The following is a 25,069-nucleotide window of genomic DNA, read 5'->3' on the forward strand; positions in this document are numbered from 1 at the left end:
GGTCAATCCGTAGGATTACTGGGAACGGGCGACTGCGCCGGCTGGGACTGGCTTTCATCACCGCCGCCGAACATACCCTTGAATTGCTGCCAGAAACAGCCCTGCTCCTGTTCCGGCTCGGAGCCGGGCACGAACGGGAACTGGCGCGCGCCCTGGCAGGACGGGTCGGTACGCTTGCCGGTCTGGGTGTTCACCCACGCCATTTCCAGGCCGTCGCCCGGCTGCGTGGACAGCGGACGGGTCGGCAGCTTGCGGAACAGCTCCTGCCACACGCGCATGCTGCCCGTGGCACCGTACAGGCCGGTCGGCTTGTTGTCGTCGCGACCCATCCAGACCACCGCAAGGTGCTCGCCGGTGAAGCCCGCGAACCAGCTGTCACGCTGGCTGTCGCTGGTACCGGTCTTGCCGGCCGCGTGCAGCGAGCCCAGGCTGGACGCGCCGATCGCCGCGGCGGTACCGCTGGTGACCACCTGCTGCATGGCCCAGGTCGTGAGCCGGGTGGCCGCCTGGTATTCGCCCTCGCCGACCTTCACGTCGTAACGCTTGATCGCCTGGCCCTTGTTGTCCATCACGCCACGCACGGCAACCAGCGGCAACGCATGGCCATCGGCGGCGATGTATTCGTACAACTGCGCCACCTGTAGTGGCGACAGATCCACCGCGCCCAGCAGCAGCGACGGGCTCGGATTCACGCCCTCCAGGCCGAACGACTCGAGGAAGCCCTTGATCCGCGGCAGGCCGACCTGCAGGCCGAGGTTCACCGTGGCCAGGTTCCACGAATGCACCAGCGCATCCTGCATCGGTACCTGGCCGTGGATCTCGTGGTCGTCGTTCTTCGGCGTCCACATCGTGCCATCGGGCTGGCGCATGTTGATCGGCGAATCGTCGACGATCGAGGCCAGCGTCCACTTCGATGGCTGCGCCAGGGCCACCAGGTACACCAGCGGCTTGACCAGCGAGCCGATCGAACGGCGTGCATCGAGCGCGCGGTTGAAGCCCTGCTCGCCCGGATCGCGCGACCCGACCACCGCGAGCACGCTACCGTCGTTGACGTCGGTCACCACCGCCGCCGCCTGCGCAGCCGCGCCACGCTTGCCCAGGGCCTTGGCCGTGGTGAGGATCGCCTGCTCGGTGTAGAGCTGCGCCGCCGGATCCAGCGTCGTGAAGATGCTGAGGCTGCCGTCGCGCAACGCGTTCTCGTCGAAGTCGGCGAGGATCTGCGAGCGCACCAGCTGCATGAACGCCGGGAAACGGTTGTGCGGCAGCTGCGCATTGGATGCGATGCCCAGCGGCGAGGCCTGCGCCGCCTTCATCGCGGCGTCGTCGAGCAGGCCGGTTTCATTGAACTGGCGCAGCACGAGGTTGCGGCGCGACAGCGCGCGGTCGGGGTAGCGGCGCGGATCGTAATAGCTGGGGCCCTTGACCAGGCCCACCAGCAGCGCGATGTCCTGCGGCCGCAGGTCTTCCATGCGCCGGCCGAAGAAGAACTCGGCGCCGGCAGCGAAGCCATGCACGGCCTGGTTACCCTGCTGGCCGAGGAACACCTCGTTGACGTAGGCCTCGAGGATGCGGTGTTTCGGGTAATGCGCTTCCATCAGCAGCGACAGGATCGCTTCGTTGCCCTTGCGCAGGAAGTTCTGGCTGCGGTCGAGAAACAGGTTGCGCACGAGCTGCTGGGTAAGGGTCGAGCCACCCTGCACGGCATGCCCTGCGCGCAGGTTGGCGAACGACGCGCGCGCGATGGCCGAGAAATCCAGGCCGATGTGATGGTTGAAGTCGCGATCCTCGACCGCCTGCAGGCCCTGCACCAGCAACGGCGGCACGTTCTCCAGGCGGACGATGCGGCGCTCTTCCTGGTCCGCGCCGTAGAACGTCGCGATGCGGGCGGGATCGAGGTGGATCGCCTTGATCGGTTTGCCGTTCACGTCGTCGACGACGGAGGCGACCTCGCCGTTGGCCAGCGACACGCGCAGGCGATGCGACAACTCGCCACCGTCGGGACCGGCGTAGCCGCGTGAGTTGATGATGAAACGCGCCCCGTTCTTCGAGTAGCTGCCCTGCACCTTGCCCGCGCCGTCAGGCGTGTATCCGGCGAAGGTCAGCTCGAGCTCGAGCGCGGCAGGCGTCATCGCCCGGCCCGGCTCCAGCAGGAGCGGGCGCGCATAGACACGGGTGGGCACCGCGAACACCAGGTCGTTGAAGCGATCCTGCAGGCGGGAATTGAGGATCAGCGTGTACGGCAGCAGGAACCCGAACAGCAGGCCCATGACGAGCCAGAACGGGATGCGCAGCCACGGCCAGCTGGCACGCAGGATGGAGCCAAGACGATGGAGGAAAGCCAACGCGGGGAAGTCCTGGGGAAGGAGACGTACGGGGATGATAGGGGCACAAGGCCGGCAGGCATCTGAACGGATGCTGGCGAAGCGATGGCGGCGCCAGCCTAGGCCGGGCGGCGCCAGGTCTCCGGGCGAGGCGAAAACGGCCGCGGATGCACGCCCAGCAGGGCCTCCAGCTCATGATTGTCGGCGATCAGGTCGCTATCTAGCCGCTGCAGCGCGCCGCGCAGGTCGGGCCGAAGCAGCCCCGCCAGGGTCATCACGAAGCGGGGGACGGGTGCCGGGAACGTCACCACCCCCGCACTGCGCCGGACCCGACGGAACATCTCCGCGGCGCTGAGACGCTCGCCACCGCCGATAGGGAAGGTCTTCCCGCGCGCCCGGGCCGTGGCCAGCGCGGCGACGAAGGCCGCCGCGATGTCGTCGGCGTGCACCGGCTGGCGCTGCCCTCGCGCCGCGGGCAACGGGAACACGCGCCGACGGCTGGCGGCCTGGACGATCGGGGTGATGCTGCGATCCAGGCCCGCGCCGTAGACAAGGGTGGGACGGAACAACGTCCACGGCATGCCACGCGATGCGCAGGTGGCGATAAGCCGGGTCTCGGCATCGCGCAGTCGCCGGGACAGCTCGCGCTCGTAGGGAACGTCGGAATCGCGCTTGCTTTCCGCGCTCATCGACGAGGTCGCGATGATGTGTGGCGTGCCTTCGAGGCGCGTCGCGGCCAACCAGTCGGCAAGGTGGTCAAGCGGGCCGGCCGACAGGATGGCGCGTAGCGCGGGAAGCTCGGGCATCGAGGCGGGCAAGCCGCCGGTGACCCAGCGGGGATCGTCGATGCGTGGCTGCCGGCTGAGTCCTAGCCACGGCACGTCGAGCGCGTCGAGGCGGGGCAAGAGGAAGCATCCGATCTGGCTGGATGCGCCGATGACCAGGACCGTCATGCGACTCAACGGCCCGTCGCGATGCGTTCGTACGTGGCTTGCAGGCGCGGGTCGTCCGGGGCGTACTTGCGCGCGCGGTCCAGTGCCTGGAACGCGCCCTGGCGATCGCCCTGCGCGGCCCGCTGCACGGCGTTGTCGATCCACGCGCTGCCCAGCTTATGGCGCAGGTCGCCCTGCGACGCATCGCCCGGGGCGAGGTCGGAGAGCGTCGCGTAGAGGTCTTCGGCGCGGCGCACGTTGCCATTGGCGACGGCCTGCTGCATCTGCGTTTCCACGAGGGTGGGCAGGCCCTGCAAGCCAGCGCGCGCCGCGGGGTCGTTGCCATCGATGGACAACGCGTTGCGATAGAGGTCGTAGGCGCTTTCGCCCGGCGGATCCATGATGTCGCCATGCGCGGCGGCCTGCTGCGCACGGCGCACCAGTGCGGCAACTCGGGCCTTCTGCTCGGGGCTGACCGCCATCGACGCTTCCGGCGCGGTGTCGTCGCCAGCTACCGGCAGCTTGCCAGCCGGCGCCGGCGCCGCCTTGCCACCCGTGCCCGTGCCCGACCCTGCTCCCGCGATGCGTGCACGCGCGGCGAGCAGTTCGGCCGACTTCGGTGCCAGCTTCGCCGCCTGGTCGAGCAGGCGCGTGGCCTGGTCGTCGTCTTCACTGTCGATCGCCGCGTTGGCCTGCACCACCAGCGCCTGGGCTACCTGGCCCAGGCCGGCCTTGGCGTCGGCGTTGTCCGGATCAGCGGCCAGCGCCGCGCGGAAACGCGACAGCGCGTTGTCGTCGCCGTCGCCGGTGAAGCGCCCGGCGCGCATCGCATCGTTGCCCTGCTGCACGAGCGTCGCCACCGCCTGGTCGTCCTGCTTGCGGTTCTCGGCCAGCGCCGCACGCAGCGACGGAAGATCGCTGTAGCCGGGCACGAGGATCGATATGCGATCGACGATGCCGTTCGCCTTCGCGCGATCGCCATCGGCGATGGCTTGGCGCGCCTGGATGGCCAGCGCGTCGCCGACCTTGTCCAGGCCGCGCGCGGCCACCGCATTGTTCTTGTCGGCATCGAGCACGCGCCGGTAAAGCGGACCCGCGCCATCGTCGCCATCGAGCTTGCCCGCAGCCAGCGCCTGCTGGGCGCGATCGACCAGCGACTCGGTCTGCTGCTGCGGATTGCGCGCCTGGGAAAGACGCTGGGAAAGCTGCTCGACATCGTTGCCGCCGCCAAGCAGTTCGCGGGCGACGTTGAGCGCGGCCTCGGCTTCGTCGAGGTTGCCGGCATTCAACGCACCGTCGGCGCGGGCAACTTCGGCCTGGCCGACCCGGCGCAGGCCATCGCGAGCCTGGTCGCTATCCGGCTGCTGGTCACGCGCCTTTTCAAACAGCTCGCGCGCGCTGTCGCCATTCGTGCCATCAAGCTTGCCGGCGGCGAGCGCGGCATTCGCCTGGCTGAGCGTGTCGTTGAGTTCGGTGCTGGGCACCATGCCGCGCAGGCGATCCTGCTGCAGGTACAGCGCGGTGGCTACGCCGATCAGCAAGAGCACGAGCAGGGGAATGAGCCAGCCGCGTTTGCGCGGCTGCTGGGGCGGACGTGCGCGTGGCGGCGGCATGGCACCACCCCGGCGCGGCTCGTCGACCACGATGCGCGGCAAGCCGTCGTCGACCGGCGCGGCCGGTTTGTCCAGGTCGTCCAGGCGCCCGAGCGTGGGCTCGGTCCGTTCGTGATCGCGGCGTCCGCTCATGGCGAGGCATCATCCATTGGAGCGCGCCAGCTTAACATTCGGGCGTGAACGCTCGTTGTAGGCGCCCTTAGAGCTCGACGCGGATCCGGCTCGCGGCGCGCTTGGCTTTTTCCAGGGCCTCGTCGACGTTCGGGGCGCGGGCAAGGGTCACCGCCATCCGCCGGCGACCACGCACTTCCGGCTTGCCGAAGATCCGCAGCATGGTGCCCGTCTCGGCCAGGGCATCCGCGATGCCGTGGTAGGTCGGCGCGTGGCCCTCGCCTTCCACCAGCACGGCACATGACGCAGCGGGTGCGAACAGGTGGATCTCGGGCACCGGCAGGCCGAGGATGGCGCGGGCGTGCAACGCAAATTCGGAAAGATCTTGCGAGATCAGCGTGACCAGGCCCGTGTCGTGCGGACGCGGGCTCACCTCGGAGAAGATCACTTCGTCACCGCGCACGAAGAACTCGACGCCGAAGACGCCCCACCCGCCCAGCGCGGCCGTGATGGCATCAGCCTGCTGTTCGGCGGACGCGCGCGCGGCATCGCTCATCGGCTGCGGCTGCCACGACTCGCGATAGTCGCCGTCTTCCTGGCGATGCCCGATCGGTGCGCAGAACGACACGCCATCGCGGTGGCGCACGGTCAGCAAGGTGATCTCGTAATCGAAATCGATGAAGCCCTCGACGATGACCCGGCCCTTGCCGGCGCGTCCACCGGACTGCGCGTAATCCCACGCCTTGCCGGCATCGGCCGGCGTGCGCACCACGCTCTGCCCCTTGCCCGACGAACTCATCACCGGCTTGACGACGCAAGGCGTACCGAGCGCAGCGATGGCTTCATCGAATGCCTCGCGCGTATCGCAGAAGCGGTACGGCGAGGTCGGCAGGCGGAGCTCTTCCGCCGCCAGCCGGCGGATCCCTTCGCGATCCATGGTGAGCCACGCGGCCTTCGCCGTCGGGATTACCTTAAGCCCTTCCTTCTCCATCGCGATCAGCGTCGGCGTGTGGATCGCCTCGATCTCCGGCACCACCATGTGCGGCTGCTCCTGCTCGATCAGCGCGCGCAATGCCGCGCCGTCGAGCATGTCGATGACGTGGCTGCGATGCGCGACCTGCATGGCCGGGGCATTCGCATAGCGATCGACGGCGATCACTTCCACGGCGAAACGCTGCAGCTCGATCGCGACCTCCTTGCCCAGTTCGCCCGAGCCCAGCAAGAGCACCTTCAAAGCGGTGTGCGAGTGCGGCGTGCCGAAGGTTTTCATGAGCGGTCGATCCAGGTTGGGAAGCCCCTATTCTAACGGTCCGGGACCCTACGAATGGGGGGCTTGACTCGGCCGCTGAACGTGGTGTTATGCACTTGTCCCCGACAATCCGGAAGTACGCCCATGAGACGCTCGAAGGCTGTTCTCGCCGTACTGCTGTGCCTGGCTCCGGCGTGCGCGCTGGCCACGGAAACCTGGATGACCGTCATGCTCGACGGTCGCAAGGTCGGCAAGCTGAAAATTGACCGGGAGGAGGTGGCCGACAAGGTCACCACGACCCAGGCGCTGGACTTCCGCCTCACCCGGATCAAGACCCCGCTGGTGATGCGTACCGAGGTCCTTTCGGTGGAATCGCCCGTGGGCGCACCGCTGGCGTTCACGGCGAAGACCGACATGTCCAGCCAGGCCAACGAGGTGGACGGGCAGTTGCGCGAGGACGGCGCCTTCCAGGTCTCGAACACCGTCGGCGGCCAGGCCCGGGTGAACCTGCTGGTCTGGCCCACCGGGGCGACCCTGGTCGAGGGCCAGCGCCTGACCATGGTCCGCCACGGCTTCCGCCCAGGCACCAGCTACCAGACCCGCAATTTCGACCCGGTGAAGCAGCAGGTCGCCACGGTCGACATGGATGTCCTCGGCGACGAAGTCGTCGACCTGCCCCAGGGGCGCGAAACGCTGCATCACATCCGCCAGACCCTGGCCGGTTCCAAAGGCACCCAGGTCGTGGATATCTGGGTGAACGACAACGGTGAAGTGCGCCGTGGCATCGCGCCATTGCTTGGCTTCCACATGGAAATGGCCGCCTGCGACGAGGCCTGCGCGAATGCGCCGGACCAGGACGTCGACCTGCTGCGTGCGGCGATGGTCGAGTCACCGCGGCCAATGACGGCGAACCTGCGCGATGCCCCCGTCCGTTACATGATCAGCGTGCGCGGCAATCACCCCAGCCCGTTCATCGAAACCGACGAGCAGCACGTACGTGACATGGGCGATGGCCTGTTCCAGGTCGATGTCGGCTACGCGACGGCGAACCAGGCCGAGCCGGGCCCGGACGCGGAAGACACCATGGCCAACCCGTGGGTGCAATCCGAATCGCCCGAAGTCGTCAGCCTGGCTAAACGCGTGGTCGGCGACGCCAGGTCCGACCTGCAACGGATGCGCCGCCTGCGTTCGTTCCTCTCCGATTACATCGACGAGAAAGGGCTGGACGTCGGCTATGCCTCCGCGCTGGAAACGATCCACAGCCGCCGCGGCGACTGCACCGAGCACGCGGTGCTGCTGACCGCGATGGCCCGCGCGCTCGGCATCCCGGCCCGCGTGGTCACCGGCGTTGTCTACGTCGACCGCTTCGGCGGTGCCTCGCGGGTGTTCGTGCCGCATGCCTGGACCCAGGCCTGGGTGGAAAATCGCTGGGTCAGCTTCGACTCCGCACAGCGCCGCTTCGATGCGACCCACATCGCACTGGGCGTCGGCAGCGGCGACCCGTGGCGCTTCTTCCGGTCGATGAGCGTGCTGGGCAACATCCGCATCGAACGGGCTACGGCGGCTTCGTCGTTGATGGACATGCCGGCACCCAGCATGACCGAGGGTGCGAGCTTCGTCGGCATGGGCGCAAAGGGTGGCGGCTGATTGACATCTGATATCATTTAGATATCATCGCCCCACAACTTCAGGGGCCGCCACCATGAACGAACGTCCTGCCTCCTCCCTGCCCGGCATACCGGCGCTGGTCGTCCTCGTCTTGCTCGGGCTTGCCGCCGTCGGCATCGTCCTGGCTGGCGCGTCGCGCCAGGGCGTGCCGCAGATGCCCTTCATGGGCGCGATCCTGATCGGCCTGCTGGCGTTCCTGTCCAAGGGGTTCTTCCAGGTCCAGCCCAACCAGGGCCAGGTGATGCAGCTGTTCGGCCGCTACACCGGCACCGAGCGCCGAGAGGGACTGCGCTGGACCAATCCGTTCTACTCGCGCCGCCCGGTCAGCCTGCGCGTGCGCAACTTCGAGAGCAGCCGGCTAAAGGTCAATGACAACGACGGCAATCCGATCGAGATCGCCGCCATCGTCGTCTGGCAGGTGGTGGACACGGCCGAAGCGGTGTTTTGCGTGAACGACTACGAGAACTTCGTGCAGATCCAGAGCGAGTCGGCGCTGCGCCAGATGGCCCAGAGCTACGCCTACGACACGCATGACGATGGGCGCCCTTCCCTGCGCAGCCACGGTGATGAGGTGAACAACCATCTCGGCAAGGAAATCGAAGCGCGGCTGATGAAGGCTGGCGTGCAGGTCGTCGAAGCGCGCATCAGCCACCTCGCCTATGCCCAGGAAATTGCCCAGGCGATGCTGCAGCGCCAGCAGGCCAGCGCGATCGTCGCGGCACGTGGCCGCATCGTGGAAGGTGCGGTCGGCATGGTGGCGATGGCGCTCGAACAGTTGCGTGCGCAAGGCGTCGTCGAGCTGGACGAAGAGCGTAAGGCGGCGATGGTCTCCAACCTGCTGGTCGTGCTTTGCGGCGACCGCTCCACGCAGCCGGTGGTCAACGCCGGGTCGCTGTATAGCTGAGGTCGCGTGTCGGCAGAAAAGAAAGCTTATCCGCTGCGCATCAGCGCGACCGTCCTCGAGGCCATGCAGAAGTGGTCCGAGGATGAGTTGCGTTCGGTGAATGCGCAGATCGAATACGTGCTGCGCGATGCGTTGCGGCGTGCGGGCAGGATGAAGGCGAGCGCTGCGTCGGTGGCGGATGACACCGAGGATGGATCAGGATTTTCTTAAGGACAGGGCGGTGGCGATCCAGCCGGCGATGAAGGCCACGCCGCCGATGGGCGTGATGGCGCCGAACCAGCGTGGCGCGCCCAGCGCCAGCGCGTAGAGGCTTCCAGAGAAGACCACGGTGCCGGCGCCGAACAGCAGCAGGGTTGCGTTGCGCGCGCGGCCCGGCGGCAGGCCGACGACGGCGGCGAACAACGCCAGTGCGTGCCAGAAGTGATACTCGACGCCGGTGTGCCAGATGGCGAGGCCGTCGGCGTCGACCACGCCACGCAAGGCGTGTGCGCCGAACGCACCGAACGCCACGGCGCTGGCGCCGGCAAGGCCCGTGAGCACGGCAGCGAGGGTACTGACAGGTTGTCGCATGACGGGGGTTTCCGGTGGTGCCTGCGCCGTGGCGCAGGCATGGGTGGCGTATGCTTCGCGGGTTCGTCAACGGAGTGTCGCATGAAGCCGTCCCCGCGCCGCCGGGCTTTCCTGTTCCTGCTTGGCCTTGTCGCCTTGCTGCCGCTTGCCGCATGCCAGCGCGAGCCGCAGGCCGACTGGCGCCTCAACGACGTGGCCGGCCACTTGCCCGACCTCGACTTCCGCCTCACCGACGACAACGGCAAGGCCGTGACCGGCGCGGACTACCGCGGCAAGATCGCGATCATGTACTTCGGCTACACGCACTGCCCCGACGTCTGCCCGCTGACCCTGACCCAGTTGCACGTCGTGCTCGACCGGCTCGGCGCGCCGGCGGACAAGGTCCGTATCCTGTTCGTCAGCGTCGACCCCGCGCGCGACACGCCGGCGATCATGCACAGCTACGTCAACGCGTTCGACAAGCGTGCCGTTGGCCTGGTCGGCTCCGAGCGGGACGTCGAGGCACTGGCCAAGCGCTACCGTTCCGCCTTCACGCGCGAACCCGACCGTGGCGACGGCAACTACGACGTCAGCCATAGCTCGGCGATCTATTTCTTCGATGCGGACGGCAAGGCTCGCCTGCTGGCCACGCCGTCCGCGTCGCAGGACGACATCGTCCACGACCTCCACCTGCTCACCTCGCTCGGAACCTGATGCCATGCTGACCCGGACGATCGTCCTCGCCGCCTTGCTCGCCACGGGCTCCGCCCATGCCGCCGACGGTGCCGCGGTGAAGGCCAGCGATGCGTGGATCCGTATCCTGCCAGGCGGCCTCCCGGCCGGTGGCTACGTCACGCTGGCGAACAGCGCCGACCATGCGGTGGCCGTGACCGGCGCCGAGAGCCCGGCGTATGCCGACGCGATGATCCATCGCAGCAGCACCGAAACCGGCATGGGCCGGATGGAGATGGTCGACAAGGTGCCCGTGCCGGCCGGGGGCAAGGTCGCGTTCTCCCCCGGCGGCTACCACGTGATGCTGATGCAGCCGAAGAAGCCGGTGAATGCCGGCGACAAGGTCATGGTGACCTTCGAGTTCGCCGACGGCAGCAAGCTGCCGGTGACGTTCGTGGCGCGCCCGGCCAATGCGACCGGGCCCACCGACTAGCCGATCAGGAAATCGACCGGCACCTCGTGCACGCCGAGGTCTTCGCGAAACAGCTCCTGCACGTCGGCCGTCGGCGGTCCATCGTGCAGCCATGCCTCGAGCCGGTCGATCGCGGCCGCCTCGCCATAGGCGACGACTTCAACGCTGCCGTCGAGCATGTTGCGCGCGTGTCCGGTGACCTTCAGCACGACCGCCTGGTCGCGCGTCGCCGCGCGGAAGAACACGCCCTGCACCCTGCCTCGAACGATGAACCGCGCGGCTTTCATGTCATGGGCTCCCGGCAATCGCCTGGCTAAGCTTGGCACCGTCCACGGGACCGACGAAGCGCTTGGCGACGTGTCCGTCCGGTGCGATCAGGTAGGTGGTCGGCAAGCCCTTCGGGCTGTCGAAGTCCTTCGGCGGCGCCATCACGTCGAGCTGCGCGATCGGGTACGCCACGCGATGCTTTTCGAGGAAGGCGCGGATGTCCTTAGGATCGCTGTCCTCGAACGCGAGGCCGATCGCGGTGACGTCCTTGCGTGACTGCACGAACGCGGAGATGTCCGGCATTTCCTTGATGCAGGGCACGCACCACGTCGCCCAGTAGTTCACGATGACCCATTTGCCGCGCTGCGCGGCCAGGTCGAAGGGCTTGCCGTCCAGGGTCTTCACCTTCAGCTCGGGGCTGGTGGTGGAGGCCATGGCGGGGATGGCGGCGGCGAGTGCCATGGCGGCGATGAGGCGGCGGATCATGCGGGGGAATCCTCGATAGGAACGACGGGAGGAGGGAACAAATGGTCGAGCCGTGCGCCCAGCGTGGCATCCAGTGCGGCGGCCAGCTGGTCGAGCAGCACCATGAGGTCGTCCGGCAGGCGGATGCCCAGCCGCTCGACCTGCTCGCGTGGGTGCAGCGGCAGGCGGTAATGGGTGCAACGGTAGACGCGCAGCAGTTCGGTTGCGTCGAGGCTGCGGCTAAGCAACCAGCCACCCGCCTCGCCGCGCTGGATCATGTCGGCCTTCTGCAGGTCCTCGAAATAGCCGGCGATGGCGTTCGATGGCAGGTAGGGATCGCAGATGCGCACCGTGGCCGGATCGACGCTTTCACCCGTGCGCTGGGCCTGGACGAAGTGCTGCAAAACGACCAGCAGGCCGATGAACTCGGCGCCTTCCGGCAGGGCGTCGTGCGGCCGCGTGTATTCGAAGGCGGAGATCGACGCGGCGATGGAGGCGCCGAGGATCACGATGATCCACGACAGGTAGATCCACAGCAGGAAGATCGGGATCGCGGCGAGCGCGCCATAGATCTCTTCATAGGTGGGCGCATGGCGGATGAACTCGGTGAAGCCCCAGCGTGCTACCTCGAACAGGATCGCGCCAAGCAAGGCGCCCATGGCGGCGTGCCGCCACGACACGCGGCGGTTGGGCACCATCGTGTACATCAGCACCAGCGTGACGAAGGTGATGACGAAGGGCAGCAGGTTCAGCAGGCCACCCTGGCTGGCGATCTGGTCCGCGGCTTCGTGCAGCATGGGCAGCGCGGTGAGGTACGACGAGAGCACCAGTCCGCCGACCACGAGGATCGGGCCAAGCGTCAACGCGGCCCAGTAGAGCAGCAGGCGCGAACCCCAGCCGCGCGGCTTGCGCACGCGCCAGATCCGATTGAGCCGATCCTCAATACTCACCATCATCGACACGGCGCTGAACAACATCACGAGGATGGAGATGCCGGTGAGCTGGCTGGCCTTGTCCGCGAACGCAAGCATGTATTCCTGGATCTTGATGCCGGTGGCCGGCACGAAATTCTGGAACGCGTAGTTGGCCAGGCTGCCTCGCCACTCGGCGAAGACCGGGAACGCGGAGAGGATGGCGAAGACGGCCACCGTGAGCGGCACCAGCGAGACCAGCGTGGTGTACGACAGCGCACCGGCCGTCTCGAAGCACTTGTCGTCGACGAAGCGCAGCCAGGTGAAGCGCGTGAAGCTCAGGGCGCGGTCGCGGTCGAAGCGCAGCGGCATGTGCATCCTTTGAAGTCCCGGAAGATTGGGAACGTCTGGGCAGTTCTGCGAGACTAGCGCCTCCTCGAAGGCGCCCATCCATGTCCCACGACATCCTCGTACTCTACTACAGCCGCCATGGCCACACGGCCCAGCTCGCCCGCCTCATCGCCCGCGGCGTGGAGGAAGTGCCCGGCATGCGCGCCCGCCTGCGCCAGGTGCCACCGGTGGCACCGGTCACGGAAACGGCCATGCCGCCCGAGCCGGAGGAAGGCGCGCCGTACGTCAACCGCGAGGATCTGGTCGAATGCGTGGGCATGGCCATGGGCAGCCCCACCCGCTTCGGCAACATGGCTGCCCCGCTGAAGTACTTCCTCGATACCACCGGCGCGGAGTGGGCGTCGGGCGCGCTGGCCGGCAAGCCTGCCTCGGTGTTCACCTCGACCAGCACGATGCATGGCGGCCAGGAAACCACGCTGGTGTCCATGGCGCTGCCCCTGCTCCACCACGGCATGGTGCTGGTGGGCATCCCGTACACCGAGCCGGCCCTGTCCTCCACGACCACCGGTGGCACGCCCTACGGCGCAAGCCACGTGGCGGGGCATCGCGGCGACAACGGCATCAGCGACCACGAGCGCGAACTGGCCCGCGCACTGGGCAAGCGGCTTGCCGATATCGCACGGCGGCTGGGCATCCCCGCATGAGCCCTCGCCTGCGCAAGGTCGGGCTGGCGGCGTGGGCGGCGCTGCTCGCGGTGCAACTGCTCTGGTACACGCTGTATCCGCCCGTCTCGATCCCGGCGTGGGTCGCCCTGTTGCTGACCGTGCCGCCGCTGTTGCTGCCACTGCTGTCCCTGCCGAACGTGACCCGCGCCCTGCTTTGGGTGGGTACGCTGGCGCTGTTCTACTTCTGCCACGGCGTGTCGGAGGCGTGGAGTTCGACCGGCGATCGCTGGCTGGGCTTCGTCGAGATCGCGCTGTGCCTGCTGTTGATCGGCGTGCTGGGCGTTGGCGTGCGGCGGCGTACCTAGACCCCCACCGCATCTCGGTGCACCCTAGGCGAATCAGCCGATGCCGAGGTGCACGATGGGTTTCCTGCAAGACGCGCCACGCCTGGCGCACCCGTTCCGCGATGACCGCGTGCTCGACGCGTGGCTGGGTAACGTCTTGCCGGTCGACCGCCTCGCCGCGTGCGCACCCGACCTCGACGCGCTGGGCGACTACGCGCTGGATGCCTACGACCGCCGCCAGCACACGCCGCGCACGGAGCCTGTGCTCACCCAGTGGGATGCATGGGGTGCCCGGGTCGACCGGATCGCGCTGACGCCGGCGTGGGAAGAGGGTCCTGCGATCACCACGCAGCACGCGGTGCTCGCCGCGGGGCATGGCGAATCGCCGTGGTCGCGCGTCGAAGAGTTCGCGCGTGTCTACCTTTACCACCCTGCCAGCGAGTTCTATTGCTGCCCGCTGGCGATGACCGATGGCGCGGCCACGGCGATCAAGGCCTCGGGTAACCAGGCACTGATCGAGCGTGCCCTGCCCCATTTCCTCAGTCGCGAAGCAGCGCAGTTCTGGCTATCGGGCCAGTGGATGACGGAAACCCCTGGCGGCTCGGACGTCGGCCGCACGGAGACCGTGGCGCGCCAGGATGCCGATGGCCGGTGGCGCCTTTATGGCCGCAAGTGGTTCAGCTCGGCCGTGGTCGGCGAAGCGGCGCTCGCGCTCGCCCGTCCGGAAGGCGCGGGTACCGGCACCTCGGCGCTCGCCCTGTTCTACGTTGAAACGAAGGACGCCGACGGTGCGTGGCAGGGGATCACGATCGACCGGCTGAAGAGGAAGCTCGGCACCCACGAGCTGCCGACCGCCGAAGTGCATCTCGACGGGCTGCCCGCCACCCCGGTGGGTGCGCTGGAACACGGCGTGCGCCAGGTGGCACCCATGCTCAACGTCACGCGGACGTGGAACGCGGTCTGCGCCGTCGCGAGCATGTCGCGGGCCATCACGCTCGCCCGCGATTACGCTACGCGGCGCAGCGCCTTCGGTGCCCGCCTGATCGACCAGCCTTTGCACGCCCGCACGCTGGCCGACATGCAGGCTACGTTCGAAGGCGCGTTCTCGCTGGCGTTCTACGTGGCGGAACTGCTCGGCCGCACCGAGCGCGGCCTGGGCGAGTCACATGAGCCTGCCCTGCTCCGCCTGCTGACGCCGCTGGCCAAGCTGTGGACCGCCAAGGCGTCGATCGGCGTGGTTTCCGAGGCGCTGGAATGCTTCGGCGGCGCGGGCTACATCGAAGACACCGGCCTGCCCCAGCTCCTGCGCGACGCGCAGGTCTATGCGATCTGGGAAGGCACCACCAACGTGCTGTCGCTGGACATGCTGCGTGCCGTGGGCAGCGCCGGCGTGACGCCGTTGCGCACCGCGGTGATGGGCCTGTTGCCGACGAACACGCCGGAGCGCAAGGCGATCCTGGCGACGCTGGATACGGCGGAGACCCTGCTCGGCGACGTGGTCGGCGACCGCGCCTCGCTGGAAGCATCGGCACGCGGCATCGCCTTCACGCTGGCGCGCTGCATGGCGGCCGCCCTGCTCGCCCGCTCGGCCAGTTGGGGCGATGCCGCCGGCGACCCCAGGCCAGGCGCGGCCTGCCGCCGGTTCATGGCCCGCGGCCTCGATCGGCTGGCACTGCCGGCCAACGACGACGACAGCCTGCTCGCGACGGGCGCCGCCACGTAACCACGCCCGGGGCGGTAGAATGACCGCCCGCTCCGTTTCCGCTTCCAGGCCAGTCCATGCAGCATCTCACCATCGTCACCACCGGCGGCACCATCGACAAGGTCTATTTCGACGATAAGTCGGATTACCAGATCGGTTCCCCGCAGATCGGCGACATCCTGACCCAGCTGGGCGTGGCGTTCCGTTTCGACGTGATCCCCATCCTGCGCAAGGACAGCCTGCACGTGACCGGTGAAGACCGCACGCTGATGCGCAGCACCATCGAAGCGCAGCCGCATCGCCACGTGCTGGTGACCCACGGCACCGACACGATGGTGGAAACCGCCGCGGTGCTGGAAGGCATCCCCGGCAAGGTGATCGTGCTCACCGGCGCACTGAACCCCGCGCGTTTCCAGGGTTCCGATGCGGTGTTCAACATCGGTTGCGCCGTCGGCGCCGTGCAGACGCTGGACGATGGCGTGTACATCGCCATGAACGGCCGCGTGTGGGATCCGAGGAAGGTACGCAAGAACCGTGACGCTAATCGCTTCGAGGCGCTCTGAGCGCTTCGGCGACCGCGTCCAGCGTGGCGCCGGCGTCGAGCAGGCCGGCGCCACACGCTTTCGGGCATCGCGCCGGGCGCGCGTTGTCCACCAGGTGACGGTCGATGGCGTCGACCGACAGCGTCGGATCGAGTGCGCGCATCAGCGCGACCGCCCCGCTGACCAGTGGTGCAGCCATCGACGTGCCGGCTTCGTAACCGAACACACTGCGGTAGCGGTTGCGCGAGCCCAGGTCGAGCGCCGAAACGAGGTCGTCGGTACGCACGCCGTTGCGTGAGCCACCGGGCGCCGCCAGCGTGATCCGTGCGCCATGGTTCGAATACCAGGCCAGCGAGGCCTGCCGATCGAGCGCGGCCACGCTGATGACGCCGGGGCAATTGGCCGGCGCAATGGCGCTGGCATTCATTCCGCCGTTGCCGGCCGCCGCCACGATGGCCACGCCACGGGCGCGGGCCTGGGCGATCGCCTCGGCGAGCGATTCGCCGCAGGCACCCGGCGTACCCAGGCTTAGGTTGACCACGTCGGCACGCCGCTCGATCGGCGGCGTGCCGGGTACGTCGCCGCCGGACGCCCACGCGATGGCATCGATCAGGTCCGACAGCTGGCCGCCACAGTGGCCGAGCACGCGCACTGGCACGAGTTTCGCTGCAGGCGCGACGCCGACGATGCCCAGCCGGTTACCCTGCCGCGCCCCCGCCAATGCCATCACGTGCGTGCCGTGCCAGGACGAGCGCGCCCCCAGCCGGCGGCCGCAGTCGCCCGGATCCTGCCAGTCACCCTCGTCCGTGGGATCCGCATCGCGTCCATCGCCATCCCGCGCTCGTGCCGTGTCGCTGATGAAGTCGTAGCCGGGCAACAGTTGCCCGTCGAATTCGCCGTGCGGCGTGCTTCCCGTATCCAGCACGGCCACGACGGCACCCTCGCCGTGCGTGTAGTGCCAGGCCACTTCCGCATCGATGCCCGCACGCGCGTCGTGCAACGGCCACTGTCGTGCGTACAGCGGATCCGGCAACGCCGCACGCTGGATGACGCGGTCTTCTTCGACGCTGACGACGCCCGGCAGGCGAACGAAATGCGCGGCGTTGCCGTCGTCGACTTCGAACACGTCGGCACCCGTTGCAAGCCGGCCCACGTGGCGTGGCTGGCCGGGATCGACGCTGCGCTTTCGTCGCGAAGACGTCGATGGCGAGGGCCGCGACGCGTCGATGCGCGACGCTCGCGCGGCCGCCTCGTCGGCAAAGCGGACGATGAAACGGGTCGGTTCGGATGCGCAGGCGTGCGTGGCGAACAGACTTGCAAAAACGAGGGAAGCAGGGCGCAAAGCCATCGCGTGGACCTCCAGGACAGGGGCCATCCACGCTAGGGAGTCTCACCCGTGCGCACATCGGGCGGCGCCCACGATGCCGTGTCAGCGCAACGCCCGCGGATAAAAAAAGGGCCAGGCGAGGCCTGGCCCTTCCCGGGATTCACCCGAAACGGAGCGCTATCACGGGGTCCAGGTGGCCTTGAGCGAGACACCCGAGAACGCCGAGTAGCCGCGGACCTTCACGTAGTACGTGCCTGCCTGGGTGGTGGCGAACGAGCAGGACTCGGCATTGCCGGTCTTGTACGGACGGCAGTTATAGCTGGACGTGGTCGGCGCGGAGCCAAACTTCACGTACAGGTCGGCGTCGCCGGTGCCACCGCTGGTGGCGATGACGAGGTTCTTCGCGCCCGCCGCGACGACGACGGTGTAGCTCAGTTCCTGGTTCGCGATGCCCGACAGCCCGGTCTTCGCCGTGCCGTTGGTCAGCGACGTACCGCCGGTGCCGCCACCGCCCGTCGTGCCGCAGGTGACGCCGACGCCGTTGAAGGCCGCCGTGACGTCCGCCGCGGAGAAGCCGAGGTCGGTCGCCGCGCTGGCGACGCCGCACGAACCGGTGTTGAAGGTCGAGGTCGCCGTCCAGTACACCGCGTTGGCGCGAGCGAAGGCCTTGAACGCCTTCACCGTATCCCAGCCACTGGTCTTGGCGAGAAGGCAGAACGCCTTGTTGTACACGCCCGACGAGTAGTGCACGTCGAGGCCGCTGGTGTAATCGGACGCATTGCCGATCGAGCCACCGTCCTGCGGCGGGTTACACATGTAGCGCAGCGCCGTGCCGATGCCCGCGCTGGACTTCACGATGTCGGCGCCGACGAGGAAGTCGTTGGTGCCGCGGTCGTAGTACTCGGCCGCTTCGCCGGCGATATCCGAGTAGGCCTCGTTCATGCCGCCGGACTGGCCGTCGTATTCCAGGTTGGAATGCTGTTCGGTGTAGCCGTGGCTGATTTCGTGCGAGGTTACGTCCAGCGCCACCAGCGGGTAGAACGTGCTGGCGCCATCGCCGAAGGTCATCGCGCTGCCGTCCCAGAAGGCGTTTTCGTAGGCCGAGCCGTAATGCACCTTCATCACCAGCACCTGGTTCAGCGGCGGTGCGCCGGTGTAGGCGTTGTACATGTCGTGCACCACGCCACCGAAGTGATGGGCGTCGTTGATCGGACCGAAACCGCCGTTGACGGCATCGCCCGTGGAATTGAAGCAGGTGAAGCTCCACAGCGTGCCGCTGCCGGAGGTCGCCTTCTTCATGTTGTAGGTCTTGACGTTGGTGTTCTGCGCCGTACAGGTGTTGCCCGACTGGGTGACGTTCAGGGCCGGCAGGCCGTTCGCGCCCCAGGTGTACTGGCCGGTCTTGCCATTGCCACCCGGACCGGTCGCATCGACGTTGGTGAGGCCTTCCCACTGCTTGATGATCTCGCCGGTGTTGGCGTCGACGATCGCGGTCGGCCGGCTCGGATGGTCACCGCCGTTGAAGAACGACGTGAGGTAGACCAGCCGCGCGGGGCTACCCTCGCCCGGATACACGTAGAGGTCCGCCTTGGCGTTCTCCGGCTTCACGGCGGCGGCGCGGAGCGTCGTGCTCTGCCGGGTCAGCACGGCCAGCGCGGCCGCCTGGTCCAGCTTCGGCGAGACCGAGGCGATGTCGACCTGCAGGTCGGAAGAAACTGCGCCATTGGCGACGAGCGCATTTCCCTGCGCATCCTGCTCCACGGCGATGCTGCGGCCATAGACCGGCACGCCCTTGAAGGTCTGCTGCATGCGCACGGTTTGCGTGCCCTTGACCGTCGGCAAGGCCGCCTTCGCGACGAACGCATTGTCGGCGGTGAGGCCGAGTTTGGTGGCCAGCTGGTTGGCCGGCACGGCGCCCAGGCTCTGGGCGCGAAGGGCTTGCTCGGTGGCCGCCGAGGCGACCGAGGTGGCGGCGATACCGACCGCTGCTGCAAGGAATTTCAAGCGAACATGAGTTGCCATTTACGTTCCTCCTCCGGGAATGGGCCGCACGAAGCCATTGCGGCTGGCGAAGCCACATTCCGAACGATGATGATTTCGCGCCGTGGCGCGAATGCCCGTTGACCAGCGGCGCCCCCACGCCGAAAGTCCTTGTCAACGTATCGTAAGTTCCCACGGTCGACTACCTAGGGATTTCCCTAGGCCGTGGAAAAACGCGATGCTACGCACGAAACGAAGCCCGCGCCGTCGCGCTACCGATCCAGGGGGATCACCATGGCCAGCACCATGCTCGATATCGACAGCGACCTTGCACAACGCACGCCCCTGGTGAGTGCGTCCTTCCGGCTCACGTCGGAACGGCACCTGCTGGACCATCTCGTCCGCGAATTCGGCATCGAAGGCGCGAAGGCGTGGCAGAAGGGCGACCCCGACGACGAGGCCGGGCAATCGCGACGCGCGAATGGCTGGAGCGTGACGCTGCCGGCGCAGCGGACCTATTCGGTGGATACCGCCATCGCGGAATTGCTGGCGAGGCTGGCGCCCGAGCGCGACGTCATCGTCAACATGACGAAGCTGTTCGAGCTGGACGCGCACGTGTGCGTCGAGGCCACCGTGTGGCCGGGGCATCTCCCCGTACTGCATGCATCGCCGGCATCGGTGGCGGCGATGGCGGCGTATGGGGCGGCGTTTACGCTGGAGTTGGGGGATGCGGTGGCGGGGTAGTGGATGCGGTGGCCGCGGCTTAGAGCATGCCGGTTTCGAGCTTTGCCGCGTCGGACATCATGGTCTGGTTCCAGGGCGGATCGAACACGAGGTCGACGTCCGCTTCGGCGACCGTCGGGATCAGTTCGAGCTTGGTCCGCACGTCGTCGACCAGGATGTCGCCCATGCCGCAGCCGGGCGCGGTCAGGGTCATCTTGACGTAGGCCTTGCGCGTGCCCTCGGTGCTTTCCAGGCTCACGTCGTAGACCAGGCCAAGTTCGACCACGTTGACCGGGATTTCCGGATCGAAGCAGGTACGCAGCTGGTCCCAGACCAGGCGCTCGACATCTTCGTCGGACGCGTCGTCGGGCAATTCGATGGGCTTCGGCGGCAGCTTGCCGAGCGCATCGGCATCGTTGCCGGCGATCCGGAACAGGTTGCCTTCCACGTACACGGTGAAGCTGCCCCCAAGGGCCTGGGTGATGTAGCCGACCTGCCCGGCCGGAAGCGTCACCGTCTCGCCCTGGGGCACCATGACTGCCGGGCAGTCACGTTCCAGGGTGAAGGGCTCGCTGCTGAGGCTGAAACCGCTCATGGAAGTCCTGTGGGTGCGACCCGGGGGCCGCAAAGTCGTCGATTATGCGCCCGCCGGGGCCCGGCGGTCAGCATCCACCACGGTACGTTTGGGCAGGTGGGCCCGTGCTCAAGAGCGCGGCGGCGCGCGGCCCGCTATCATGCGGGCGTTTCCCCCATACCGGTTCCCATGCGCCCCACGAAGCTTTCCCATGGCGGCTAGCCCGTTTCGCCGCCTTACCAGCGCTGTGTCCGGCCTGCTTGGCGCCGTCCTGTTCGGTTTCGCCGCAGGCGCGCTGTGGATGGTGCCCTCGATGATGTTCAGCCGCCCCCTGCCCGCACTGGCCTTGCCCGTGGGCTGGCTGCTCGGCTCCGTGGTGCGCCGCTGGCTCCGCTTCGAGGGTCCGGTAGGCGCCGTGCTGGCCGCGTTTTGCACGCTGCTGGCCGCGGTCTACGTCTGCTGCCTGGTCGCCGCGGCCACCATTTCGGGAATGATGGGGGTCGGCTTCGGCCAGGCCATCGCCGACGCGGGTCCCGGGATGCTGCTATCGCTCGCTCGCCTGGCCCAGGGCCCGGCCGACCTCGGCCTGTACATCGCCGGCGCCTTGCTGGCGGCCCTCGTCGCATGGCCGCTGGGACGCCGCGCGCGCCAGGCACCCTGACTTCACACCCGGTAAAGGCCGGGGCGGGAAGATAGCTCGCTGAACCAAGTCAACCGGCGGTCCCCGACCGCGTTTACCGGGATGGAAACAGGCTGTATGGAGCACGAGGATGGCAAGAAAGACGACGCGGAGGGTGCCGTGAACGGCTCGCTCGCGCTCGACAGTGCCTCCCTCGACGACCTGCGCGACATCCCCGCTAACATGGACGCCTTCCTGGCCGGGATCGAACGCCGCGCGTGGCGGATGGCCGAAATCCACCTCGGCAACCGCGAAGACGCCCTGGACGCCGTGCAGGACGCGATGATGCGGCTGGTTCGTCACTATGGCGACAAGCCGGCGCAGGAATGGACCCCGTTGTTCTGGGGCATCCTCCGCCGCCGCATCGTCGACCTCCAGCGCAGGCGCAAGGTCCGCTCCATCGTGGTGGGCTGGATCGGTGGTGGTCGCGACGACGACGGCGACGAGTTGCCCGCGTGGGAACCCGCCGACGACGCGCCCGACCCCTCCGGCCGGCTGCAGGATGCCCAGGCTTTCGGCGACATCGTGGCCGCGGTGCGCCGCCTGCCTCGGCGCCAGCGCGAAGCATTCACCCTACGCATGATGGAAGGCCTGGATGTCGCGGAAACGGCCGCGGCGATGGGCTGCTCCGACGGCAGCGTCAAGACACATCTTTCGCGCGCGATGCATTCGCTGCGCGAGCAACTGGAGGCATGGCGATGAGCCAGCACGATCGTGACATCGAACGCCGGGCGAGGGATCTTTACCTGCGCGCCAGCAACGACGTCGACCCGGCGATGGCCGGCCGGCTGCGTGCGGCGCGACGCACGGCGCTGGAAAAGCCGCATGCCTCGGCCGCCCGCCGGGTACTGATCCCGGCCAGTGCCTTCGCGATGGTCGCGCTGGCGTCCCTGGTCATCTGGCAGCCGGGCAACCGTGCGCCGTCCGCGCCGCCGGCGTCGATGCAGGCCGCCGAGGCCGACCCGACCGACCTGCCGCCGGATGCCGACAGCACCGATCCCACGCTGTACAAGGACATGCAGTTCTACAGCTGGCTCGCCTCCACCGACACCCCGGCCCGCTCGAACAAATGACCGCCATGCGCCGCCTCGCCATCGCTTTCGCCACGCTGTTGACGCTGGCCGCGCCCCTGGTCGCGACGGCGCAGTCCGCCACGCCCGCGGCCCAGCCGACAGGCGACGATCGCGGCCGGATGCCGCCGGACGATCGCCCCCTGCCTCCGCCGCGTCCCTGGAGCCAGCTGACGGCCGACGAGAAGGACATCCTGTCGCCGCTTGCGCACGACTGGGATACGTTTCCGCCGCAGCGCCAGTCGCGCATGCTCGAGAAGGCCCAGCGCTGGCGCGGGCTGCCGCCCGAACGGCGCGCGGAGATCCGCGACCGCATCACGCACTGGCAGCAGATGACGCCGGAAGAACGCGCGGAAGCGCGACGCAACCAGCAAAAATTCAAGGACCTGTCGCCGGAACAGCGGCAGAAGCTGCACGACGCGTTTGAGCGCTTCCGCAACCTGACCCCCGACCAGCGCCACGCGCTGGTGGAACAGTGGCGCAACCAGACCCCGGAACAGCGCCGCCAGGCCATGGACCATCTCGGCCCCAACGACGCCCTGCCGCCGCCCCGCCGCCCCGCGACCGGTAACCGGCCCCGCCGTCCTCTCGTGTAGGAGCGCGCCTGCGCGCGAAAGCAGTATTTCGTCCAAACGCTGCATCTCGAATGTGCCCCATCGCGCGCAGGCGCGCTCCTACAAAAAACGGGGTCGGGTAGACTGGGGGACATGAAGACCCTGGATATCCTCAACGACCGTCGCTCCGTGCCGTCGCGCCAGCTTGGCGCCCCCGCTCCCGACGATGCCACGCTGCGCCGCCTGATCGAAGCGGCGATCCGCGTGCCCGACCACGGCAAGCTGGAACCCTTCCGCATCCGCATCCTGCGTGGCGACGCCAAGCACGCGTTCGGCGCGACGCTGGCCAGGCTGGCCGTCGAAGCCAACCCGGACCTGTCCGAATCCAAGCGCGAAAAGGAACAGCGCCGCTACGAGTTCGCGCCGCTGGTGCTGGTGGTGTCCGCCCGGATCGACCCGGACAGCAAGGTGCCCGAACTGGAGCAGAACCTCACCGCCGGTTGTGTCGCCTACAACCTGCTGCTTGGCGCCCAGGCGCTCGGCTTCGGTGCACAGTGGCTCACCGGCTGGGCCGCGTACGATCGCGACGTCGCGAAGCTGCTGGGCATGAAGAAACACGAGCACGTCGTCGGCTTCATCCACGTCGGCACGCCCACCCTCGATGCACCGGAGCGCGATCGTCCGTCGTACGACGACATCGTGAGCACATGGGCACCGTGAGCGGCGCCGACACCGTCCACCTCGTGGACGGCAGCCTTTACGTGTTCCGTGCGTGGCATTCGATGCCCGACGAGTTCCACGACCACGAGGGCGAGTCGGTCAATGCCGTGCACGGCTTCACCCGATTCCTCTGTGAACTGCTCGAGCGCAGCCGTGCGGAACACATCGCCGTGGCCTTCGATGCCTCGCTGACCACGTCGTTCCGCAACACGATCTACCCTGCTTACAAGGCGAATCGCGACCTGCCGCCGCCGCAACTGGTCCGCCAGTTCGCGCTCTGCCGGGAGATTTCCGCCGCGCTGGGCCTGACCGTGCTCAACGACCATCAATACGAAGCCGACGACCTGATCGGCAGCGCGCTGTGGGGCTTGCGCGTGCACGGCTTCCGCGGCGTGATCGTGTCGGCGGACAAGGATTTCGGCCAGTTGCTCGGCGAGCACGACCAGCAATGGGATTTCGCGAAGGACCATCGCTGGGGGCCGTCCGGCGTGTTCGACAAGCTGGGCGTGCATCCGCACCAGGTCGCGGACTACCTGGCCCTGTGCGGCGACGCCGTCGACAATATCCCCGGCGTGCCCGGCATCGGTGCCAAGACCGCGGCTGCGCTACTTGCCCATTTCGGCAGCCTCGACGCGCTGCTCGAACGACTGGACGAAGTGCCCTACCTGCGCATCCGCGGCGCGGCTGCCTGTGCGGCACGCCTGCGCGAGCATGCGGAACTGGCCCTGCTCTACCGCCGCCTCACCCGCATCGCGCTGGACGTCGCCGTCGCCGAAACCGCCGACGCCCTCAGCCGGCGCCAGGGCGACGCCGGCGTCGTCGACGAACTCTGCGAACGGATCCGCTTCGGCCCCATGACCCGCTCCCGCCTCCGCGCCCTCCTGTAGGAGCGCGCCTGCGCGCGACAGGACTGGCCATGTCCGACCACGCCGGAGCACGTCCAGGCACGTCCGCCCACGCCCCGTCACGCCCAAGCCATAAGCCACACGCCATACTCGCCGTAGCCCCCAAGGAGCATCGCCCATGCAGACCAGCCCGCTGCCGCACGCCTCGCCCGTCCCCGACGATGCGCACCTGCCTGAAGAAACCCTGTGCACCGGCAAATGGCTGACCCTGAAGAAACGTGGGCGCTGGGAATACGCCGTTCGGAACAATCCCCGCGGCGCGGTGATCATCCTGGCCGTAACGCCAGACGATAAGGTCATCTTCGTCGAGCAATACCGCGTCTCGATCCTGGCCAACACCATCGAGATGCCGGCCGGCCTCGTCGGCGACCTCGAAGGCGCCGAAGATGAAGACGTGCTGCTCGCCGCCACGCGGGAGCTCGAAGAAGAAACCGGCTACACCTGCGGTCGCATCGAGTTCGTCCACGAGGGCCCCTCGTCGGCGGGCATGAGCACCGAAATGATCGCATTCGCCCGCGCCTGGGATCTCACCAAGGTCGGCGAAGGCGGCGGTGACGAGACCGAAAACATCATCGTCCACGAAGTGCCCCGGGCCGACGCCGGCAAATGGCTGTTCGACCGGGCCTCGGAGGGCTTTTCCATCGATGCCAAGCTGTTCGCGGGCCTGTGGTTCATCGACCACCCCGAGGCGCATACGCGGTAAGAGCGGGGGATTGGGGGTGGGAAGTGGGGGCGCTTTTTGCCGGCGATCGGCTGCGGGCGCGGAGAAGTCCACGCTGGCGTTGTCGCATCGGATGCC

The 25,069-nt window shown here is 68.0% G+C and carries 28 protein-coding genes; 17 read left to right on the plus strand and 11 right to left on the minus strand.

Annotated features, from left to right (window positions below; all coding sequences use genetic code 11):
- Window positions 1-2 precede the first annotated feature (2 nt).
- The 4 genes from mrcB to purT form a co-directional block, all read right to left on the minus strand.
- Window positions 3-2,342 (minus strand): penicillin-binding protein 1B, encoded by a 2,340-nt coding sequence (gene mrcB, locus KPL74_11850; GenBank protein ID QWT18435.1) that lies wholly within the window; start codon window positions 2,340-2,342, stop codon window positions 3-5.
- A gap of 98 nt (window positions 2,343-2,440) precedes the next feature.
- The gene (locus tag KPL74_11855; GenBank protein ID QWT18436.1) at window positions 2,441-3,274 is read right to left on the minus strand and encodes a hypothetical protein; all 834 of its coding nucleotides are present in this window, start codon (window positions 3,272-3,274) and stop codon (window positions 2,441-2,443) included.
- A 5-nt stretch (window positions 3,275-3,279) separates the two neighbouring features.
- Entirely contained in the window at window positions 3,280-4,998 is a 1,719-nt protein-coding gene (locus KPL74_11860; protein QWT18437.1) for a hypothetical protein, read from the minus strand.
- 67 nt (window positions 4,999-5,065) lie between these two features.
- Window positions 5,066-6,247, minus strand: coding sequence for a formate-dependent phosphoribosylglycinamide formyltransferase (gene purT / locus KPL74_11865; GenBank protein ID QWT18438.1), 1,182 nt, complete (start codon window positions 6,245-6,247; stop codon window positions 5,066-5,068).
- Between the two features lie 123 nt (window positions 6,248-6,370).
- Between purT and KPL74_11870 the strand changes: the two genes are divergently transcribed.
- The 3 genes from KPL74_11870 to KPL74_11880 are packed head-to-tail and all read left to right on the plus strand — an operon-like array spanning window position 6,371 to window position 9,008.
- Complete coding sequence (locus tag KPL74_11870; protein QWT18439.1) at window positions 6,371-7,873, plus strand: transglutaminase-like domain-containing protein; 1,503 nt, start codon at window positions 6,371-6,373, stop codon at window positions 7,871-7,873.
- A gap of 55 nt (window positions 7,874-7,928) precedes the next feature.
- Entirely contained in the window at window positions 7,929-8,798 is an 870-nt protein-coding gene (locus KPL74_11875) for an SPFH domain-containing protein (protein ID QWT18440.1), read from the plus strand.
- A gap of 6 nt (window positions 8,799-8,804) precedes the next feature.
- Window positions 8,805-9,008: a hypothetical protein gene (locus KPL74_11880; protein QWT18441.1), complete on the plus strand. Its 204-nt coding sequence runs from the start codon at window positions 8,805-8,807 to the stop codon at window positions 9,006-9,008.
- On the opposite strand, the gene KPL74_11885 is transcribed toward KPL74_11880, so the two are convergent.
- Window positions 8,994-9,368, minus strand: coding sequence for a DUF423 domain-containing protein (locus KPL74_11885; protein ID QWT18442.1), 375 nt, complete (start codon window positions 9,366-9,368; stop codon window positions 8,994-8,996). The two genes, KPL74_11880 and KPL74_11885, sit on opposite strands and share 15 nt — an antisense overlap.
- Before the next feature lie 81 nt (window positions 9,369-9,449).
- Here KPL74_11885 and KPL74_11890 point away from each other — a divergent pair, with 81 nt between their 5' ends.
- Window positions 9,450-10,061 (plus strand): SCO family protein, encoded by a 612-nt coding sequence (locus tag KPL74_11890; GenBank protein QWT18443.1) that lies wholly within the window; start codon window positions 9,450-9,452, stop codon window positions 10,059-10,061.
- A gap of 4 nt (window positions 10,062-10,065) precedes the next feature.
- Entirely contained in the window at window positions 10,066-10,512 is a 447-nt protein-coding gene (locus tag KPL74_11895; protein ID QWT18444.1) for a copper chaperone PCu(A)C, read from the plus strand.
- On the opposite strand, the gene KPL74_11900 is transcribed toward KPL74_11895, so the two are convergent.
- From KPL74_11900 to KPL74_11910, 3 genes are read right to left on the minus strand one after another with little or no spacing between them, the layout of a single operon-like run.
- Window positions 10,509-10,778 carry an acylphosphatase gene (locus tag KPL74_11900; protein QWT18445.1) on the minus strand — a complete coding sequence of 90 codons (270 nt, stop codon included), beginning with the start codon at window positions 10,776-10,778 and terminating at the stop codon, window positions 10,509-10,511. The two genes, KPL74_11895 and KPL74_11900, sit on opposite strands and share 4 nt — an antisense overlap.
- A 1-nt stretch (window position 10,779) precedes the next feature.
- Window positions 10,780-11,244 carry a TlpA family protein disulfide reductase gene (locus KPL74_11905; GenBank protein ID QWT18446.1) on the minus strand — a complete coding sequence of 155 codons (465 nt, stop codon included), beginning with the start codon at window positions 11,242-11,244 and terminating at the stop codon, window positions 10,780-10,782.
- Window positions 11,241-12,506 (minus strand): YihY family inner membrane protein, encoded by a 1,266-nt coding sequence (locus KPL74_11910; protein ID QWT18447.1) that lies wholly within the window; start codon window positions 12,504-12,506, stop codon window positions 11,241-11,243. Before KPL74_11910 ends, KPL74_11905 begins: the two co-directional genes overlap by 4 nt.
- A gap of 80 nt (window positions 12,507-12,586) precedes the next feature.
- Here KPL74_11910 and wrbA point away from each other — a divergent pair, with 80 nt between their 5' ends.
- Genes wrbA through KPL74_11930 form a run of 4 tightly spaced genes read left to right on the plus strand, consistent with a single transcriptional unit; the run spans window position 12,587 to window position 15,759 of the window.
- On the plus strand, window positions 12,587-13,189 hold the full coding sequence (wrbA, locus tag KPL74_11915; protein QWT18448.1) for an NAD(P)H:quinone oxidoreductase: 603 nt from the start codon (window positions 12,587-12,589) through the stop codon (window positions 13,187-13,189).
- The gene (locus KPL74_11920; GenBank protein QWT18449.1) at window positions 13,186-13,515 is read left to right on the plus strand and encodes a DUF2069 domain-containing protein; all 330 of its coding nucleotides are present in this window, start codon (window positions 13,186-13,188) and stop codon (window positions 13,513-13,515) included. The genes wrbA and KPL74_11920 overlap by 4 nt, the downstream gene beginning before the upstream one ends.
- A gap of 55 nt (window positions 13,516-13,570) precedes the next feature.
- Window positions 13,571-15,217: an acyl-CoA dehydrogenase family protein gene (locus tag KPL74_11925; protein ID QWT18450.1), complete on the plus strand. Its 1,647-nt coding sequence runs from the start codon at window positions 13,571-13,573 to the stop codon at window positions 15,215-15,217.
- A gap of 56 nt (window positions 15,218-15,273) precedes the next feature.
- Complete coding sequence (locus tag KPL74_11930; protein ID QWT18451.1) at window positions 15,274-15,759, plus strand: asparaginase; 486 nt, start codon at window positions 15,274-15,276, stop codon at window positions 15,757-15,759.
- On the opposite strand, the gene KPL74_11935 is transcribed toward KPL74_11930, so the two are convergent.
- Both KPL74_11935 and KPL74_11940 read right to left on the minus strand, forming a co-directional pair.
- Window positions 15,737-17,086 carry a S8 family peptidase gene (locus tag KPL74_11935; protein QWT18452.1) on the minus strand — a complete coding sequence of 450 codons (1,350 nt, stop codon included), beginning with the start codon at window positions 17,084-17,086 and terminating at the stop codon, window positions 15,737-15,739. The genes KPL74_11930 and KPL74_11935 overlap by 23 nt on opposite strands.
- 159 nt (window positions 17,087-17,245) lie before the next feature.
- A complete protein-coding gene (locus KPL74_11940) occupies window positions 17,246-19,087 on the minus strand; it encodes a M4 family metallopeptidase (protein QWT18453.1) in 1,842 nt (613 codons plus the stop codon).
- Window positions 19,088-19,339: 252 nt separating this feature from the next.
- On the opposite strand from KPL74_11940, the gene KPL74_11945 reads away from it, so the two are divergent.
- Window positions 19,340-19,789 (plus strand): DUF4279 domain-containing protein, encoded by a 450-nt coding sequence (locus KPL74_11945; protein QWT18454.1) that lies wholly within the window; start codon window positions 19,340-19,342, stop codon window positions 19,787-19,789.
- 19 nt (window positions 19,790-19,808) lie between these two features.
- Here the strand turns inward: KPL74_11945 and sufT are convergent, their stop codons facing one another.
- Window positions 19,809-20,363, minus strand: coding sequence for a putative Fe-S cluster assembly protein SufT (gene sufT / locus KPL74_11950; protein QWT18455.1), 555 nt, complete (start codon window positions 20,361-20,363; stop codon window positions 19,809-19,811).
- A gap of 190 nt (window positions 20,364-20,553) precedes the next feature.
- On the opposite strand from sufT, the gene KPL74_11955 reads away from it, so the two are divergent.
- The 7 genes from KPL74_11955 to KPL74_11985 all read left to right on the plus strand — a co-directional run bounded on the left by KPL74_11955 (window position 20,554) and on the right by KPL74_11985 (window position 24,973).
- Window positions 20,554-21,003 (plus strand): hypothetical protein, encoded by a 450-nt coding sequence (locus KPL74_11955; GenBank protein ID QWT18456.1) that lies wholly within the window; start codon window positions 20,554-20,556, stop codon window positions 21,001-21,003.
- A 96-nt stretch (window positions 21,004-21,099) separates the two neighbouring features.
- Window positions 21,100-21,723, plus strand: coding sequence for an RNA polymerase sigma factor (locus KPL74_11960; protein QWT18457.1), 624 nt, complete (start codon window positions 21,100-21,102; stop codon window positions 21,721-21,723).
- Window positions 21,720-22,094 carry a DUF3619 family protein gene (locus KPL74_11965; GenBank protein ID QWT18458.1) on the plus strand — a complete coding sequence of 125 codons (375 nt, stop codon included), beginning with the start codon at window positions 21,720-21,722 and terminating at the stop codon, window positions 22,092-22,094. Before KPL74_11960 ends, KPL74_11965 begins: the two co-directional genes overlap by 4 nt.
- Window positions 22,095-22,099: 5 nt before the next feature.
- Window positions 22,100-22,687, plus strand: coding sequence for a DUF3106 domain-containing protein (locus KPL74_11970; protein QWT18459.1), 588 nt, complete (start codon window positions 22,100-22,102; stop codon window positions 22,685-22,687).
- 111 nt (window positions 22,688-22,798) lie between these two features.
- Complete coding sequence (locus KPL74_11975) at window positions 22,799-23,365, plus strand: nitroreductase (protein ID QWT18460.1); 567 nt, start codon at window positions 22,799-22,801, stop codon at window positions 23,363-23,365.
- The gene (locus KPL74_11980) at window positions 23,353-24,252 is read left to right on the plus strand and encodes a hypothetical protein (protein ID QWT18461.1); all 900 of its coding nucleotides are present in this window, start codon (window positions 23,353-23,355) and stop codon (window positions 24,250-24,252) included. Before KPL74_11975 ends, KPL74_11980 begins: the two co-directional genes overlap by 13 nt.
- Window positions 24,253-24,388: 136 nt before the next feature.
- On the plus strand, window positions 24,389-24,973 hold the full coding sequence (locus KPL74_11985) for an NUDIX hydrolase (GenBank protein ID QWT18462.1): 585 nt from the start codon (window positions 24,389-24,391) through the stop codon (window positions 24,971-24,973).
- Window positions 24,974-25,069: the final 96 nt, after the last annotated feature.

It is taken from the genome of Bacillus sp. NP157 (genome assembly GCA_018889975.1).
Lineage (GTDB): Bacteria > Pseudomonadota > Gammaproteobacteria > Xanthomonadales > Rhodanobacteraceae > Luteibacter.

Coding starts and splice junctions, on each gene's coding strand:
- KPL74_11855 (QWT18436.1), bottom strand. CDS start 3,274: ATGACGGTCCTGGTCATCGGCGCATCCAGCCAGATCGGATGCTTCCTC.
- KPL74_11860 (QWT18437.1), bottom strand. CDS start 4,998: ATGAGCGGACGCCGCGATCACGAACGGACCGAGCCCACGCTCGGGCGC.
- purT (QWT18438.1), bottom strand. CDS start 6,247: ATGAAAACCTTCGGCACGCCGCACTCGCACACCGCTTTGAAGGTGCTC.
- KPL74_11870 (QWT18439.1), top strand. CDS start 6,371: ATGAGACGCTCGAAGGCTGTTCTCGCCGTACTGCTGTGCCTGGCTCCG.
- KPL74_11875 (QWT18440.1), top strand. CDS start 7,929: ATGAACGAACGTCCTGCCTCCTCCCTGCCCGGCATACCGGCGCTGGTC.
- KPL74_11885 (QWT18442.1), bottom strand. CDS start 9,368: ATGCGACAACCTGTCAGTACCCTCGCTGCCGTGCTCACGGGCCTTGCC.
- KPL74_11890 (QWT18443.1), top strand. CDS start 9,450: ATGAAGCCGTCCCCGCGCCGCCGGGCTTTCCTGTTCCTGCTTGGCCTT.
- KPL74_11895 (QWT18444.1), top strand. CDS start 10,066: ATGCTGACCCGGACGATCGTCCTCGCCGCCTTGCTCGCCACGGGCTCC.
- KPL74_11900 (QWT18445.1), bottom strand. CDS start 10,778: ATGAAAGCCGCGCGGTTCATCGTTCGAGGCAGGGTGCAGGGCGTGTTC.
- KPL74_11905 (QWT18446.1), bottom strand. CDS start 11,244: ATGATCCGCCGCCTCATCGCCGCCATGGCACTCGCCGCCGCCATCCCC.
- KPL74_11910 (QWT18447.1), bottom strand. CDS start 12,506: ATGCCGCTGCGCTTCGACCGCGACCGCGCCCTGAGCTTCACGCGCTTC.
- wrbA (QWT18448.1), top strand. CDS start 12,587: ATGTCCCACGACATCCTCGTACTCTACTACAGCCGCCATGGCCACACG.
- KPL74_11920 (QWT18449.1), top strand. CDS start 13,186: ATGAGCCCTCGCCTGCGCAAGGTCGGGCTGGCGGCGTGGGCGGCGCTG.
- KPL74_11925 (QWT18450.1), top strand. CDS start 13,571: ATGGGTTTCCTGCAAGACGCGCCACGCCTGGCGCACCCGTTCCGCGAT.
- KPL74_11930 (QWT18451.1), top strand. CDS start 15,274: ATGCAGCATCTCACCATCGTCACCACCGGCGGCACCATCGACAAGGTC.
- KPL74_11935 (QWT18452.1), bottom strand. CDS start 17,086: ATGGCTTTGCGCCCTGCTTCCCTCGTTTTTGCAAGTCTGTTCGCCACG.
- KPL74_11940 (QWT18453.1), bottom strand. CDS start 19,087: ATGGCAACTCATGTTCGCTTGAAATTCCTTGCAGCAGCGGTCGGTATC.
- KPL74_11945 (QWT18454.1), top strand. CDS start 19,340: ATGGCCAGCACCATGCTCGATATCGACAGCGACCTTGCACAACGCACG.
- sufT (QWT18455.1), bottom strand. CDS start 20,363: ATGAGCGGTTTCAGCCTCAGCAGCGAGCCCTTCACCCTGGAACGTGAC.
- KPL74_11955 (QWT18456.1), top strand. CDS start 20,554: ATGGCGGCTAGCCCGTTTCGCCGCCTTACCAGCGCTGTGTCCGGCCTG.
- KPL74_11960 (QWT18457.1), top strand. CDS start 21,100: ATGGAGCACGAGGATGGCAAGAAAGACGACGCGGAGGGTGCCGTGAAC.
- KPL74_11965 (QWT18458.1), top strand. CDS start 21,720: ATGAGCCAGCACGATCGTGACATCGAACGCCGGGCGAGGGATCTTTAC.
- KPL74_11970 (QWT18459.1), top strand. CDS start 22,100: ATGCGCCGCCTCGCCATCGCTTTCGCCACGCTGTTGACGCTGGCCGCG.
- KPL74_11975 (QWT18460.1), top strand. CDS start 22,799: ATGAAGACCCTGGATATCCTCAACGACCGTCGCTCCGTGCCGTCGCGC.
- KPL74_11980 (QWT18461.1), top strand. CDS start 23,353: ATGGGCACCGTGAGCGGCGCCGACACCGTCCACCTCGTGGACGGCAGC.
- KPL74_11985 (QWT18462.1), top strand. CDS start 24,389: ATGCAGACCAGCCCGCTGCCGCACGCCTCGCCCGTCCCCGACGATGCG.